The sequence below is a fragment of the Spongiactinospora sp. 9N601 genome (assembly GCF_044326295.1).
GTDB classification, from domain to species: domain Bacteria; phylum Actinomycetota; class Actinomycetes; order Streptosporangiales; family Streptosporangiaceae; genus Spongiactinospora; species Spongiactinospora gelatinilytica.
This window is the reverse complement of record NZ_JBIRBB010000004.1, coordinates 39,084-54,012: the sequence shown is the minus strand read 5'-3', so window position 1 is coordinate 54,012 and position 14,929 is coordinate 39,084. Positions and strand designations below refer to the sequence as shown.

The 14,929-nt window shown below is 64.8% G+C and carries 12 protein-coding genes and 1 tRNA gene; 5 read left to right on the top strand and 8 right to left on the bottom strand.

Features of this window, described 5'->3' with window-relative positions:
* Window positions 1-325: 325 nt before the first annotated feature.
* Together ACH34R_RS10140 and ACH34R_RS10135 are read right to left on the bottom strand one after the other, a co-directional pair.
* Entirely contained in the window at window positions 326-511 is a 186-nt protein-coding gene (locus ACH34R_RS10140) for a hypothetical protein (RefSeq protein WP_397561085.1), read from the bottom strand.
* A 673-nt stretch (window positions 512-1,184) separates the two neighbouring features.
* Window positions 1,185-1,314 (bottom strand) — tRNA-OTHER (locus tag ACH34R_RS10135).
* Window positions 1,315-1,670: 356 nt separating this feature from the next.
* On the opposite strand from ACH34R_RS10135, the gene ACH34R_RS10130 reads away from it, so the two are divergent.
* From ACH34R_RS10130 to ACH34R_RS10120, 3 genes are all read left to right on the top strand, one after another.
* Window positions 1,671-2,858: a hypothetical protein gene (locus tag ACH34R_RS10130; protein WP_397561084.1), complete on the top strand. Its 1,188-nt coding sequence runs from the start codon at window positions 1,671-1,673 to the stop codon at window positions 2,856-2,858.
* A gap of 208 nt (window positions 2,859-3,066) precedes the next feature.
* Complete coding sequence (locus ACH34R_RS10125; protein ID WP_397561083.1) at window positions 3,067-4,761, top strand: DUF262 domain-containing protein; 1,695 nt, start codon at window positions 3,067-3,069, stop codon at window positions 4,759-4,761.
* Between the two features lie 76 nt (window positions 4,762-4,837).
* On the top strand, window positions 4,838-5,491 hold the full coding sequence (locus ACH34R_RS10120; RefSeq protein ID WP_397561082.1) for a RadC family protein: 654 nt from the start codon (window positions 4,838-4,840) through the stop codon (window positions 5,489-5,491).
* A 232-nt stretch (window positions 5,492-5,723) separates the two neighbouring features.
* On the opposite strand, the gene ACH34R_RS10115 is transcribed toward ACH34R_RS10120, so the two are convergent.
* The 5 genes from ACH34R_RS10115 to ACH34R_RS10095 all read right to left on the bottom strand — a co-directional run bounded on the left by ACH34R_RS10115 (window position 5,724) and on the right by ACH34R_RS10095 (window position 11,736).
* Window positions 5,724-6,857 (bottom strand): restriction endonuclease subunit S, encoded by a 1,134-nt coding sequence (locus ACH34R_RS10115; protein ID WP_397561081.1) that lies wholly within the window; start codon window positions 6,855-6,857, stop codon window positions 5,724-5,726.
* Entirely contained in the window at window positions 6,857-8,332 is a 1,476-nt protein-coding gene (locus ACH34R_RS10110; protein ID WP_397561080.1) for a class I SAM-dependent DNA methyltransferase, read from the bottom strand. The genes ACH34R_RS10115 and ACH34R_RS10110 overlap by 1 nt, the downstream gene beginning before the upstream one ends.
* A 5-nt stretch (window positions 8,333-8,337) precedes the next feature.
* A complete protein-coding gene (locus ACH34R_RS10105; protein WP_397561079.1) occupies window positions 8,338-8,811 on the bottom strand; it encodes a hypothetical protein in 474 nt (157 codons plus the stop codon).
* Between the two features lie 86 nt (window positions 8,812-8,897).
* Window positions 8,898-11,357, bottom strand: a complete 2,460-nt coding sequence (gene hsdR / locus ACH34R_RS10100) for an EcoAI/FtnUII family type I restriction enzme subunit R (protein WP_397561078.1) — start codon at window positions 11,355-11,357, stop codon at window positions 8,898-8,900.
* A gap of 142 nt (window positions 11,358-11,499) precedes the next feature.
* Window positions 11,500-11,736 carry a transposase gene (locus tag ACH34R_RS10095; protein WP_397561077.1) on the bottom strand — a complete coding sequence of 79 codons (237 nt, stop codon included), beginning with the start codon at window positions 11,734-11,736 and terminating at the stop codon, window positions 11,500-11,502.
* A gap of 290 nt (window positions 11,737-12,026) precedes the next feature.
* On the opposite strand from ACH34R_RS10095, the gene ACH34R_RS10090 reads away from it, so the two are divergent.
* Together ACH34R_RS10090 and ACH34R_RS10085 are read left to right on the top strand one after the other, a co-directional pair.
* Window positions 12,027-13,184, top strand: coding sequence for a hypothetical protein (locus ACH34R_RS10090; RefSeq protein WP_397561076.1), 1,158 nt, complete (start codon window positions 12,027-12,029; stop codon window positions 13,182-13,184).
* A 75-nt stretch (window positions 13,185-13,259) separates the two neighbouring features.
* The gene (locus tag ACH34R_RS10085; protein ID WP_397561075.1) at window positions 13,260-13,580 is read left to right on the top strand and encodes a hypothetical protein; all 321 of its coding nucleotides are present in this window, start codon (window positions 13,260-13,262) and stop codon (window positions 13,578-13,580) included.
* On the opposite strand, the gene ACH34R_RS10080 is transcribed toward ACH34R_RS10085, so the two are convergent.
* Window positions 13,555-14,619 (bottom strand): integrase core domain-containing protein, encoded by a 1,065-nt coding sequence (locus ACH34R_RS10080; protein WP_397561074.1) that lies wholly within the window; start codon window positions 14,617-14,619, stop codon window positions 13,555-13,557. The genes ACH34R_RS10085 and ACH34R_RS10080 overlap by 26 nt on opposite strands.
* Window positions 14,620-14,929: the final 310 nt, after the last annotated feature.

Genomic DNA, 14,929 nt, shown 5'->3' with positions numbered 1-14,929 from the left:
CGAGGTCGTCCCGGTGCCGGTCCTGCTGCCGCTATCCGGCTGGGACCACACCGTCCACCCTGGCCTGCAGGAGTGGCTGGCCGCCCGGCTGGCCCGAGATTACCCGGCCCTTCCGCCCCCGAACTCGTCACCGACACCGCGGGCCGCGGGCCGCGCGCGTGGTCGTGGTGGTTGCAGCGCCGCTGTTGACGACACTTCATGCTGCTCAGCGGTCGGCTGCGCCAATCTATTGTGATGTGCGCAAACGGCCAATGCTTGACCTTGTTCCACATCGACGCCCGTACGATGCCCCGCCCCTAGGACGAGTAAGTCCGCCTAAGTCGGGTCAGTGGTCGTAGGCGATCAGGGATCGGGTGATGGGCTGGCCGGTGGCGCGGTTGTGCCAGATGGCTGCGGTCAGGGCCAGGATGCGCTGGACGATGCGGGCGCCGACGCCGATGACGGTCCTGGCGCCGTGAAGCTCCAGGCCGAGCTGGCCCTTGAACTCCGGCGGATACGACTTCATCGCCACCTGGAACTCCTTGTCTCCGGATCTCCATCATCCGGTACTCAAGGGGTCCACGCTTCGGGGCGAGGGCCGGGGGTCGTCACCGGAGACGCCCGGCGCATCGCGCAGCTCCTCCCCGACCTGCGCGGCAAGGCCGGCTTAGTGCTGACCTCTCCTCCCTACGGTCTGGCCACCCACGGCCACGTCCGCTCCACCCGCGACAGCGGACAGCCCGGGGTCCGCAAATGGAACCACCACTACACCGACCGGGCAGCGGCAGCGGCCGAGCAACCGCCGCCCTCATCACCACCCCAGCCCCGCCACCGATTTCCGCCCGCGCAGGCCGGTTGGAACGGCAGGGGCGTACAGCGCGGCCACGGCGGCTGAAGGTCGCGGGGGACGACACCACAGCCCACACCTGACCGAGACGGGCCCGCTGCGAGCTGCGGCGGGCCCGCCCCTGTCACCGGCAGTCGCCACGATCAGCCGGAAATGAGCTTGATCAGGAACAAGCGGCCACATGCCCCACCCGGGCATATCGCCCGAAGGGCTCGGCACTCGGCCACCGCCGCCTCAGATGCCAGCGCCTAAACGATCATTCATGTGCCCGGTCCGTGCCCGCGAGCAACCGGCAAGCGACCACACGAGATCAACCACTCGCCATGGGGGAGGAAGCGCTGGTCAGATGGGGTGGGGATGGTGGGGCGCCAGGGGCTCGAACCCTGAACCTACAGATTACTGTAAAAGTATGCGGACTTAGTGTCAGTCAATGCCCGCAGGCTATCCATTCCTATTAGACTGCCCGGATTTGCCGCTGTCAAAGTCCCCGCTGGTGATGCGCAATGCCGTCCCGTATCGCGTACCAATGAGCAATCGCCGAGCAACCCTCAGTTGCCCCATCGGGTTTACCCAAACACGATTACATATGCTTGACGCTAGCCTTAGGTAGAGTGCCCGAGCTGCTGGGGGCCGAGTAACCAGGGCGCATCAATGGCCGCTGGACACCGGGAGCTGAACTCCCTCTGCGTGCTTGGTCAAGGATCGGCTTCTGAACACGTCGAGGCCGACTGTAAGCGTTGATCAAGAAAGCCAGCCTGCTCTACACTTTTCGCAGATGATTGCATCGCGGATCGCACGGCCACTTCAGAGGAGCGTTCTTTCCTTGTCTTTCCCTCCCGGCGACATGGTCGCCGCCGTCGGCACGCACCTGCACTTCCAGAGTCTGGAGCGGTTGCTGCATGAACGCCACCTCGAGCTGGGCGACCGAGTCCACCTCAACTCCACCGGATCCCAGCTGTACCTGATGGTCAAACTGCCAGGCGACCGAGGGGTCGTGCTGAGCCAGTCAAGACTCGGCCACGCATTCGTATGGCTGATCGTCGATCCGGTGCTGGGCAGTGAGCCCTCCATCTGGCCGCTGGCCACATCCAGCGAGGTACTCGTCGACGCCATTCACGCCCACGCTACTGCCCACCTCGCCGGAGTGCCGGTAGCGTCGCCTTGGCGCTGGCACGAGAGCGAACCGTCGGACATGACCGAGCTCGCCGACCTCCTGTCCGAACGAGGAGTACACGTCCAACGGGTGGCGGCCGGGAACCGATACTTCGCCTATGGACCGCGCTACGAGCCCAAGCTCCACATCGCAGACGGGCGTGAAGGAGCCTACGTCGAGGCCAGGCTCTCCGGCATTTTCGTCCGGGTCTCCATCAAGGCCAGCGTCGGCTGGCTGGTCGACATGTACGACCCGGAGCGTGAAGCCTGGACGCGTGTCGATCTCGGCGGTTCCCTAGGGTGCAGGAAACTTCCGACGCCGGGCATGCCGCGCGCCGACGTTCCTGTGAGCCGGATCGCCGACCTAATCTGCGATGGGCCGAAGGCATGGGTCGAGAGCGGCGCTCCCTGGGAGACGTCCAAGCCGTCGCGAGCATCCGTCGAGACGTGGTCCGACGTAGAGGGATCTCTGTTCCTCACCGAGCCGGCCCTACGGCCGGCAGGCGCACGGGAACACCTGGACGCCGTTCTGGAGCAGCTCACGACCTTCGGCTTCGGAGACATCCGCGAAGGCGGACCGGACAGTCTGATTCACTCCGACACCTATCACGTCGAGTGGAGCGGCGGGACCAAGGACCTGTCAAAGTCCGAGATCCAGCGGCTGAACGGCTTGGCCGCAGCGGCTGGCGGAGAACTGCCGAAAAGGCTGATTGTGATCACCAATGGCAGGATCAGCGGACCAGCAGCGGAGTTCGCGGACAAGGCCAAAGCATTCGTGTACGGCCTCAACCCCGCGACGGGCAGGCTCAATCCCCTGAACTCACGCGCCCGTGACCTGCTGCCGCCCCTCACGGAGCCGAGCAGATACATCCTGGAATAGCTTGTGCCCTTCGGATGACGACGTCGCGAGGGGCTATGACCCTTGTCAGCGCCGCAAACGGTCGAGAGCGGTCGGCAGGCTGCCGTCGCTCCAGTAGTCCTCACGCCAGATGATCGTGATCACCCCGACGATTCCGGCAAAGCCGGACAGGTCACCCCCGCCGGTGCTTCGGGTGACAACGGCGGGGCGTTCGTGAAAATCTTGGGGTATGTCGCCGATCCCTCATGAGCGCGCTCACCGCCCCCAATTAGAGAAGATCACCGAGCTCGCGTCGCGTGTCAGAGCGGGGGAGATCAGGCTTCCGAAGTTCCAGCGGCAGTTCGTGTGGAAGGGCCACCAGGTCCTCGATCTCCTCGACTCGATCTCACGGAACTACCCGATCGGCAGCCTGTTGCTGTGGGACAGCGAGTTGCGGCTGGCGAGCGACCACGACATCGCGGGCATCGAGATCGACCAGGCGCCGAACCGTGAACGTACTGCCTACCTGCTCGACGGCTGCCAGCGTCTGTCGACCATCTGCGGGGCGCTGTACTGGGAGCCGAAGGGCGATCCGAAGAGCCTCTGGAACCTGGTCTACGACTTCGAGGAGGAACGTTTCGCGCACCGGAAGGACTTCGACGAGCCGCCCGCGCACCAGATTCCGCTGAGGCTGCTCGCCCAGCCCTATCAGTACGCCAGGTGGGCTTCGAAACGGCTTCCTGATGAGTTCGAGGAGGCTGCGGGGCAGCTGTTCGACAACTTCGCGAACTACGAGACTTCGGTCGTGACGCTGAAGACGGCCTCGATCACTGAGGTCGGCCGGATTTTCGAACGGGTCAACACGCGCGGCACACCGCTGACGGCGGTCCAGGTCATCCGCGCGGTGACCTGGCGCAGCGACTTCGATCTCCTCGACGCCATCGACGGCGTCCGCGACGTGCTCGCGGCCAAGAACTACGGCTTGATCGACCAGATGCTGCTACTCCGCGCGATCTCGGCGGCGGCCGGACTCGGGTTCGCCAAGTCCGACATGGAGCGGCTGCCGTCCGTGGGCCATCAGCGTCTCCTGGCGGCCATCGAGGAGACCGAGGAGGCCGCAAAGAAGGCCGTGGACTTCCTCACCACCGAGATAGGCACTCCGACGGCCGCCGCGCTGCCCCACGCCAACCAGCTCGCCGTCGTCATCGAGATCTTCCGGCAGATCCCGAGGCCGAACGGCAAGCAGTTCGCCCAGCTCCGCAGCTGGTTCTGGCGGACTGTCCTCGGCGGCTACTACGAGGGCTGGAATCCACGGAAGATGGCGGCAGACCTCGCAGCGGTGACGGCGTTCGCGAAGGGCGAGACCAAGGGCATCGAGGTGGACGTCCCGCCGCCCAGCACGCGGCTGTGGGCGGGTAAGTACGACCGGGGCACCGCGCCGCAGAAGACGTTCGCGCTCATGCTCGCGGCACGGGGCCCCGTCGACCTGATCACCGGGGCGGCCATCGACGTGGGGAAGACCCTGGCCGGGGACAACTACCTGCAGTTCCACCACTTCTTTCCCAAAGCGGCCCTCCTACGCGACGGCATCAGGTTCGAGCAGGCCAACGTCCTCGCGAACATCGTCATGCTGACCGCGATCAGCAACCAGAAGTTCTCCGACCTGCCGCCGTCCGCCTACCTGAAGGCCGAAATCGACTTCAGTGACGAACGGACGATCCGCGAGCGGCTCGACACCTGCCTCGTCTCCGCGCCCGCTTTCGACGCGGCCATGCGCGGCGACTACAAAACGTTTCTCGCCGCCCGGTCGGAGACCCTGCTGGAGTGGGCGAGGGACCTCATCCAGCGCGGCCTGGCGACGGAGGCCGCGCCGGCTGAGCTCGACGAGGAGAGCCTGCGGCTCGCGAACGAGGTCGAGGTCGTGGACGAGGACACCGACGACTGAGGTCCGGGCGGCGGTGTTCGGGACGGCCACGTTCTGTCGGTGCCGGATGGTCTCCTAGTGATGGGAGGTGAGTCCGATGCGCGTCACTGATCTGCCCGAGGCCGACCGACCCAGGGAACGGCTGCTTGAGCACGGCCCGCGTGCGCTTGCCGACCGGGAGCTGCTGGCGCTGGTGCTGGGTGAGGGCCGTCCCGGCGTGGACGTCATCGAGCTCGCGTCCCGGCTGCTCGCCGACCATGGCGGGCTGGCCGCGGTGGCGGCGGCCGATCCGGGCGCGCTCCAGCGATCGGCGGGGATCGGCCCGGCCAGGGCGGCCCGGCTGACGGCGGTGTTCGAGCTGGCGCGACGCGCGGCCACGCCGCCGCGCCTCGGCCGGATCACGGCCACCGAAGACATAGCGGTCGCCGCAGCACCGCTGCTGCGTGGTCTCCGGCACGAGAGGGCGGTCGTGGTCGTCTGCGACGCTGGCGGCCGGATTCTGAAGACGGCCACGCTCACCGACGGCGCGGCGGATCGCGCCCAGATCCCAGTCCGCGACGTCCTGAGCCTGGTCCTCGCTCTGGGTGGCGCCCGTTTCGCAGTAGCGCACAACCATCCGAGCGGCCGGACGGAACCGAGCGAGGCGGATGTCCGGGTGACCGCCCGCCTCCGCGATGCCGCGACCACGGTCGGGCTCCGCCTGCTCGACCACGTCATCGTCACCGAGACTTCGTGGGCCAGGATCCCGTGACCATTGCACCGGTCCCGGTCCAACCGGTGAGGACGGCTCGCACGAGCCCATCCGGTCGCCGACCTCGACGAGCCGGTCGGGCGGCCCCGGCAGATAGACCCACCAGGTGCCCGTCGCACGCCCGTACCAAGCCCACACGCCGGGAGCCCATCGGCGAAGCTCCGCCGACGGACTTACGCGCCAATCGGCTCTGACCAACAGGACGGGCAAGACCTGAGGCCGCGCCCGTCACTCACAACCGCCCGTTGAACGCATAGTTCAGGAGAGCGGATCCAAGGGCCTTTAGCTCTCGATCTTGCGTCGCGGACGCCGCAAGGCAACTGGCCAGTGAATCAAGCGCATCGGCGAGCCGTCGTTGTTCTGGAATCGGTGGAAGCGGTACCTCAGTCGCAAGGAGTCGTTCGGGACTGACTCGCTGCCGTCTGGAACCCATGCCCGTGGTTTTGTCGCGGAGCGCGGCATGGAGGACCGGCCACGTAACCAGGTGCTTGACATATCGGGGGTCGGCTATGTCGGCGTTGATGGCGAATGTGGGGAATTCGTGGGAGACATACAACCCGTCGAACTCGTCAGGAACGATAGCGAGGGCGCCTTCCCAGCCGAAGAGCCTGCTGTAGATGAACTGCCCCGCCCTTAGGCGGTTGTACTTTGCGTACTTTGTCTCGGAACCTTTAATTGGTGGCCGAGTGAACATCCCGCGACCGTGGCTATAGATGCCAGCCGTTCGATAGAGGGTGTCCGCCTCGACGGGCACGGAGTCGTTGACAGGTATTAGGAAATCGCGTATCCGCGTAGGATCCCCTGCGCGTGTGATCAGCGAGCTGAAGAGGGCGCGACGAGCGGCCTCGGCAGTGTCCTTAAGCCGCCCGATCTGCCCCATCTTGGCTGTGGCGGCGTCGAGGCGGGCGGCGATGCGGCGCTGCTCGCCCAGGTCTGGCAGGGGGACTGGGGTGGACATGAGGGTGGTGGGGGTGGTGCGTTTGCGGCGCACCATGGAGCCGCGCGGGGTGAGGCGGTCCCATAGTGTGGGCCAGCTGACGAGGTGGGAGATGTAGCGGACGTCGGCTTCCGCCTCGATGATGTCGAAGACCGGGTATTCCGGGGAGACGTGCGCTCCGGAGAACTCTTCGGGGACGACGGTAAGTGCGCCTTCCCAGGCGTTGAGTTTGCTCATCACGAGTTGACCGGTGTTGAGACGGCTGAGCGCCTTGTAGGCGGTTTCGTTGCCGGTGATGATCGGGCGTTTGATCAGGCCCTTGCCGAAGCTGTAGATGCCCGCGATGCGGTATTCGTGGTCGGCATTCACAGAGACCGAGCAGCGCGCGAGCGTGATGGCCTCACCGAGGGGGCGTTCCGGAAGCGCCATCAGCGGTCCTCCACGTCTTTCTGGAGAGAGGTGAGAAGGCTGAGGACCTCCTGCTCGGTTTCGATCAGCTCGGCAAGAAGTTCGGTTGGCGACCGGTGCGACAGGTCGTCGGTGGTGTTCGGGTTGGTGAGGTCGAGGTTGAAGCCGGAGGCGAGGAGGTCGGCGATCGGAACGCGCCAGGTGTGATCGTTCTCGATACGATCGACGCGGTCCGGGCCGCCCCACCATGCGGCGGAGGACTCGAATTCCTCGTAGCGCATGGGCTTGGTCTTGGCGTAGCCGCGGCTGCCCTCGGGTGGGGTGATCTCGTAAAACCAGGTTTCCTTGGTGGGGCCAGTCTTGTCGAAGAAAAGGAGGTTGGCGGGGATCTGGGTGTAGGGGGCGAAGACGCCTTGGGGGAGGCGGACGACGGTGTGGAGGTCGCACTCCTCGAGGAGCTGTTTGCGGATCTTGGCGCCGACGCCCTCGCCGAAGAGGGCGCCGTTGGGGAGGACGATGGCGCAGCGGCCGCCGGGCTTCAGTTTCTTGATGACGGCGTGGAGGAAGAGCCAGGCCGTTTCGCGGGTCTGGTAGCCGGAGGGGAAGCTCTTGGCGATCGAGTCCTCCTCTTCGCCGCCGAAGGGCGGGTTAGTGAGGATGACGTCGACCTGGGAACCGGGGCCCTTCTCATCGATCATCACGCGGAGGGAGTTGGCGTGGAGGACCTTCGGGGAGGGGATGCCATGCAGGGTCAGGTTCATCATGCAGAGCAGGAACGGCAGGGGCTTCTTCTCGATGCCGCGGATGTTGTTGAACAGTTGCTGCTGGAGGACCTTGCTGGTGGCCTGCGGGAACAGTTCGGTGTAGGCCTCGACGAGGAAGCCGCCGGTGCCGCACGCCGGGTCCATGATCGACTCGCCGAGTTTGAGGAAGGTCTGCTCGACCATGAAGCGGATAACGGGCCGCGGGGTGTAGAACTCGCCGGAGTCGCCCGCGGCGTCGCGCATCTGCTTCAGTAGGTCCTCGTACAGGAACGCCATCGTGTGGATGTCGTCGCTGCTGTTGAAGTCGATGCCGCGGATCTGGTTGACCAGGTCGCGGAACAGGTAGCCCGACAGCATCCGGTTCTGGACGCCGGCGAATACCTGGCCGAGGATGTTGCGCGGGTCGCCAGGCACGTCACTGCGCATGCTCGCGAGTTCCGGCAGAAGCTTGCCGTTGACGAACGCCAGCAGTTCCGCGCCGGTGAACGTCTCGTCGTCGGCCCAGGCCCGCCACCGGTACTCCGGTTTGATGATCGGGTCTTCGCCGAACACCTCACGTTCAGCCTCCAGCGCGTCGAAGGAGCGCAGGAACAGCAGCCAGGACAGTAGGGGCAGGCGGTCCAGGTCGCCGTTGAGGCCCGCGTCCTTGCGCATGATGTCGCGGGCCGACTTGATGACGGCCGACAGACGAGCGCGGGAGGTCGTGTCCTGCTTCTTCGCGGGTGGGGCCATGGTCGTCAGAGATCCTTGTTCGTCGGCTGGATGTTCAGATCGATGAGGGTGCGGGCGAGAGTCGTCACGCGGAAGCCGTCGCGGTGCTCGACGTCGGTGGGGGGCAGGTAGGCGCGGTGGGTGAGCACGGCGGGGTCCCGCTGGCGGAATCCGGGCGGAACCGTCATGTGCACGACGGCCGGGTCGACCGGCGCGAGGCCGTGGACGCTCAGGGCTGTCCCGTGGGAGAAGACCGCGCGGTCCAGGCTCCACAGGGACCAGCGGACCAGATGGTCCAGGTCGCTCGACGGGAGGTCGGCGTATTCGCGGAAGCGGTACAGGCCCCGGTCGATGCGCGTCCAATTGCCCCGGCGGACGTGGAAGTACTGCGACTGATAGGAGTAGCCGTCGAGCAGCGCCTGGGCCGCCGTGAAGAAGCCGCGCTGACGGGCGGCCCGGCGCCAGAGCCGGGTCCGGGGTTCCTCTTCCCGCTGCCTCACGGTCACTAGGCTAGCGTATGTGAAACTTATAGTCACTTTTAGTTTTGTGCACGATGCGGGTCTCGCCCTGTTTGCCCCAAAAGAACTCAGGAGGCTTCGTACAGCTGAGCGCGCAGGTGGTCGACGGCGGTGCGCAGCCCGGCGCCGGAGCGGTCACCGAAGAGCTCCGCGATCTCGACGACCGTGCCGAACTCCTGGTAGGCGGGGGAGTCCATGGACTGAACTTCCAGTTCGCTCTCGTCGTGCGCGGAATACTGCGCCAGCACGCGGTCGAGGATCGCGCGGGCCTCAAGGGCGAACGATTCCAGAAACTCACGGTGCTGGAGCTTGAAGCGGAGGGCGCGTTCAGAGCGCGACAGCACGGGGAGGCCCCAGCCGAGATAGATCAGCAGGTCGATGGCGTCGGCGTCGGGACGGCCCGTCAGCTCACCGAGGTCGGCGGTGCTGATCCCGATAACCTCCAGGCGCTCCCGCAGCTCCTTACGACTCCGGCTATGCGCCCACTGGGCAAGCAGCTGGTGCGGGGACAGGTCGAGCTCGTGCAGTTTGTCCTTGATGAACTGCTCCAGTCGCACGAGGCGCAGCCGCAGGCCCGTTCCGTCGGTCTCGGTGATGTAGACGGCCGAACCGAGGATGTTCACCTCGACGTCGTCTATGTAGAGGGTGCGGCCCTCGGCGCGGATGTCGTCGATCTCCTCGCCGTCGGTGATCATCGGCGGAAGGGCACCGCCGTCGTGACTTTCATACCCAGCCTCGGGTTCGGCCGCCTCGTCGGGGTCCGGGTCGGGCTCGATGTCGAGGTCCTCGGGGAAGGTGATGAAGCTGCCGTCCGGGTCTGCCTCGTCGCGGAGCCGCCGAAGCGGCGGGCCATCGAACTTGGGGTCGTAGAACAAGCGGGTCGCGTCCACGAAGTCGATGATGTCGAACGCGAACTTGCCGGTCTCGGGCGACAGGCGGGTGCCGCGGCCGATCGTCTGCTTGAACTCCGGCATCGAGCGGATCACCCGGAACAACACGATGTTGCGGACGGTCGGAATGTCGACGCCTGTCGACAGCATCCGCGACGTCACCGCAATGACCGGGACCTCGGAGGCGTCGTCGCGGAATTCGTCCAGACGCTCTCGGCCGGCGTCGTGGTCGTCTCCGGTGATCCGGCAGACCCACTTGTGGCCGTACCGCTGCGACAGGTCGGCGTTGGCACGGGTCAGCGCCTCGACCATGCGCATCGCGTGGTCGTTCGTCTGGCAGAACACGATGGTCTTGTGCATGCGGCCGGTCTTGTGCAAATACTCCGTCAGGTAGCGGGCTACCTCGTCGGTGCGGTCGAGGATCGCCACGACCCGCTCGAAGTCCTTCGGCCCGTACAGCTCGTCGGGGATCTCCCTGCCGTACATATCGAGCTGACCAGCGTCCGGCCGCCAGCCGTACAAGTCGATGTCGATCCGGACGTTGCGGACCCGGTAAGGGGCGAGGAAACCGTCGCGAATGCCCTGGGCGAGGGAGTACTCGTAGATCGCGTCGTCGAAGTAGTGGTAGGTGTCGACGTCCTTACGGCTGATCGGCGTGGCCGTCAGCCCCAGCTGGACGGCGGGCTTGAAGTACTCCAGGATCTCGCGCCACTGCGAACCCTCCGAGGCGCTGCCCCGATGGCACTCGTCGACGATGATGAGGTCGAAGAAGTGCCGGTCGAACCTCGTGTAGAAGTCCTGCGCCCCGCCGGGCTGCGACAGCGACTGGTACAGCGCGAAGTAAATGTTACGGCTCTTCTGCACTCTGCCCTGGCCGAGCCGGTGGACGGCCTCGCCGAACATCTCGGTGAAGTAGTCGTCCTTGGGCTGGTCGATGAGGATGTTCCGGTCGGCGAGATACAGGACACGGGGCCGCCGCCCCTTCTCCGGCCAGTTTGCGTTCCACAGTTTCGCGACGATCTGCGCCGAGACCAGGGTCTTGCCCGTGCCGGTGGCCAGCACGAGGAGCAACCGTCGTTGCCCCTTGGCGATGGCCTGGACGGCTCGGTTGATCGCGTTGCGCTGGTAGTAGCGGGGGTCCTTCGGAGTGCCGTCCCAGTTGCGGGTCAGTATGAACGGCGCGGACGCCAAGTCGGCATGAGCGTCGTCGGCGAGGGATCGGTCATCGCGGTACCGGGCCCAGAGCTGCTCCGGTGTGGGGAACTCTGAGATCTCCGAGATCAGGCCAGTCCGGTAGTCGATCTCGATGGTGCGGGTGCCGTTCGTCGAGTAGGCGAATGGGGCGTCCAGTAGCTCGGCGTAGCGTTTGGCCTGCTCGAAACCCTCAGCGGGATCAATGCGGGAGCGTTTGGCTTCGACGACGGCGAGCGGTAGGCCGTCGGAGTACTCCAGCACGTAATCGGCGATCAGAGGGCGTTGCTGATGGTGGCGGCGGGCGGTCGGCTGGATCCGGCCGCGGTTGATCCGGTACTGGCTCTTGACCTGGTCTTCTACATTCCAACCGGTCCGGACGAGAGCGGGCAGGACGAACCGCTTGCAGGTCTCGTCCTCGGTGGGGTTGCCGCTACTGGAAGTCACCCTTCATTTCTACCCGGAGGGTGTGACAATTTCCGGACTATCGATCCCAAACCCCCTTTGAACGCGGGTTGGATCTTCGGCAGGATGACCGGAAACTACCTCAGACCGGCAGACCTAAGCGCGGCCCGTGGACGGCCCGACCTTACCTCGCGTTCCAGCTCGGCGCTACAGGCCGCGTCCTCGCTCGGGTCCCCTCTCGCAGCCCCTCGTCGGTTTCGGCGCGCTTGACCCAGGTCCGCAGGGCCTCGGGATGCACATCGAGCCGATCGGCGATCCGCTTGATCGCCCCCTCACGGGTGGCGGGGTCCTTGCGTGCCTCCACAGCCAGCCTCGTCGCGCGCTCGCGGAGTTCGTCGGGGTATTTACGAGGAACAGCCATTCACGGGATCCTTCCGGGTCTTCGATGTCTCCATCAAACCCGGGGCGGTTCACTTGAGCCCCCACAACGTCCTTGGACAGATCAGCACGTACCAGCACTGCAAGCAGGCCGAACAAGCCCTTCACCCGCCGGTAGACAAGCGACAACAATGCCTGACGACGGTCGCAGCCGTCGCTCTGATCGCGAAGCAAACCCCAGATCGCAGCGCGAAACCGTGTTCTCGAGCGGAACAAGCGTCGAAAATCCCAACGATGTAGATTTCTGGTGGCTCAGTTAGTACAATTCCGTCTGTGAACTTGCAGGCGCAGATTGAGCTCATTACCAACCCGCAGGACTTTGTCCAGCTGTGTAATGCGGTTCTGCAGGCAGAGCATGGGGACGACTTCCTTCCGATTGATGATGACCGACCCGATAGGGGAAACGACGGCTTCTTGAAGTCCGAGCGGAGAATGTTTGCCGCACACTGTTTTAAGCGAGCCCAGAACCGCAGCATTGACGCCGAGATCAGGACGAAGATGGCTGGCGACCTCAAGAAGGCGATCCAGCTCAAGCAAGATCGGGCCTGGGATATAAACCACTGGACCTTCCTTTCAAACTATCCCATGCCGGAACATATCGCTGCCAGTATGGCGCAAGCTGGTAATGCCGCTGGTATTGAAGTCAGTTGGCGAGGGCCGGAGTATTTTGCGGATAGACTTCAGCGATTCAGGGGCCTGCGAGAGCTCTTCCCGAATCTAATGGCTAACGAGGTCGCCGAGAAGCTTGACGATGTCATGAGGCGCTTGGATTCGCTCGCCCCGCCGAAGCCGCCGGCAATAAATTGGGTGCCCAGAAACCCGGATGAGCAGCGGGCGCTGATCGAGCAGATGCCACGCGCCTGGGAATACCTACTCTTCGCCGGTGTGCTCTTGCAAGGGCGTGTCGCTCTAGATCTAAGGTGGCGTGACTATCAGAATGGTTATGGACGCCGAACGGGCAGGTATCTAGACCGGCCGTCATCTCTGGCCCAGCTTGAGGGGGTATTAAATGACGGACTCCTGATAGCGAAAGGACTAAATGCAATCTTTGCATCCGACATAAGCGTCCGCGCCTTTGGGCCGCCGGGATTCGCTGGCGATGTCGGTACCATCGTGCAATTCGCTGGCCGCATAGTCTCCACTTGCGAAGACCTTCTCAATCTTGCAAGTGAGGTCAGAGGAACGGTCTATGCGGACGAGTTTCGTCAGGCCACGGATATGCTATCGGCAATCCTTGGGCAACCCATAGGTCAAATTCTCTTCTTCATGGATCGAGTCATTCGGGAATTTGGAGAGATTCCCGCGTGGCTTGCGATGCCCAACCCGCCACCGCGGCATATCAAGATCACTTTAGAAATATCTGTAGACGAACGCAGATTGAAGGCGTTCACCAAGGAGGTTGCTCGAGTGCGCAGGCGGTTGAGGATCTAGTACTCCAGTGACACTTGGCGATCTTGAGGGGTCGGAGTCGCATAGCGACGGCCACCGCGTGATCATTCGTAGTTTGTGAAGACAACCAAAGATCGTGCGGTGGCCGCGAGCCACAGCGTAGACCCTGACCGCTGGATAATCATCTTCAATGAACTGATAGCCCGGATCGCCGGCCGGTTCGGCCGCGTCGAACCTCGTCGCGCAGCCAGTGCGTACGTGCGTGGGTTGCTGGGCGACATCGACCGTAAGAACTGCTGGAACCTTGCCGAACATGCCAGGCTGATCGGTCCGCAGGCACTGCAGCGGCTTGAAGGGTGTCAAAACCAGGCCCATGACGCTGACCTGCGTATTAGTGACAGCGCCTCGTTGATCAGCCAGCTCGCTGGCATTCGTTGATCAGCCCGCCGAGGACGTGGCGGCGCTTGATCTGGCCTGTCGTCAGCGGGATCACGTCGGAGCCGTCGTCGGTGGGCACTCGGAGGCCGAGAGAGCGGTGTGGCCGGTGACGATTGTAATGATCGGTGTATTCGTTCAGCACGGTGCGAAGATGCCGCTCGCCGAAGATCAGCAGTCGGTCGGTGCACTCCGTGCGTGCGGTCCGTACCCATCGCCCGGCAAATGCGTTCGCGCGAGGCGACCGCGCTGGGATCTTCAGCACGTCTATGTCGTCGCCGGCGAAGACCTCATCGAAGCTGCTGGTGAACTTCGTGTCCCGATCCCGGATCAGGAACCGGAACGCGTCGGCACGGTCCTTCAGATCGGCGAGAAGGTTGCGGGCTTGCTGAGCAACCCATGCGCCATCGGGGTGAGCGGTCACGCCGAGCACGTGCACGAACCGGATGCCGACCTCCACCACGAAGAAGACGTACAACCGGCGCAGCGTGACGGTGTCCACCGTGAAGAAATCACAAGCCAGCGTGCTCGCGGCATGGGCGCGCAGGAAGTCACACCAACAGTCATCAGCACGCGGTGCCGGACCGAGCCGCGCTCGTTTCAGGACTCGGCGGATCGTCGCACTGCTAACTCGGTGGCCCAGATGGCGCAGTTCGCCACGGATACGCTCGTAGCCCCAGCGCGGATTCTCCCGTGCCAGCTTCTGAATCAATGCCACGACCGCCGGATCGGTCGCGGGCCGTCCCATCCTCCGGTGTGGGTAGGTCCAGTGACGCGCGACCAGACGCCGGTGCCAGCGCAGCAGCGTGCCTGGTGTCACCAGTCGGTGGGCGCGCAGCGCCTTCGGCAGTCTCTGGGCCAGCGCGGATAGCACCGCTCGATCCGCCCATGACAGCCTTGGACGGCGAACCTGACGGCGCAGCACTGCGACCTCGTGCCGCAGGACGAGGATCTCCATGTTCCTGGAGGCGTCGCTACGGGGCAGCAGCGTCAGCCAGCCCATGATGCGGCAGGAGATCAGATAGAAGAGACGGAGCGTCACGAGCCTCGAGCATGCCCGACCCAGGCCACTGCTTCGGCCAGGAAGCCGAGACAAACCCGCAGCTCACGACCGTGAACGGAGTATTGACACCCTTCAGGCGGCCCGGGCGCGGCCGTTACCAGGTCGCCGCACGCCGCCGGAGGACGGCTTCGTCCGCGAGCGTGCCGGGCACGCCAGCGTGCTGGCGTGCCCGTGTTACCGGCGGGTAACGGAACAGTACGTCAATTCTGATGCCTATGATCAGGGCGCCGACCTGGGCAAACGTCCGGAACGCCGGACCTGCCCCCGCACTCTGCCCGGTTTGTGGTGG

Excerpts from the sequence above, each read along its gene's own strand:
- ACH34R_RS10130 (WP_397561084.1), top strand. The coding sequence starts at position 1,671 with ATGGTCGCCGCCGTCGGCACGCACCTGCACTTCCAGAGTCTGGAGCGG.
- ACH34R_RS10125 (WP_397561083.1), top strand. The coding sequence starts at position 3,067 with ATGTCGCCGATCCCTCATGAGCGCGCTCACCGCCCCCAATTAGAGAAG.
- ACH34R_RS10120 (WP_397561082.1), top strand. The coding sequence starts at position 4,838 with ATGCGCGTCACTGATCTGCCCGAGGCCGACCGACCCAGGGAACGGCTG.
- ACH34R_RS10115 (WP_397561081.1), bottom strand. The coding sequence starts at position 6,857 with ATGGCGCTTCCGGAACGCCCCCTCGGTGAGGCCATCACGCTCGCGCGC.
- ACH34R_RS10110 (WP_397561080.1), bottom strand. The coding sequence starts at position 8,332 with ATGGCCCCACCCGCGAAGAAGCAGGACACGACCTCCCGCGCTCGTCTG.
- ACH34R_RS10095 (WP_397561077.1), bottom strand. The coding sequence starts at position 11,736 with ATGGCTGTTCCTCGTAAATACCCCGACGAACTCCGCGAGCGCGCGACG.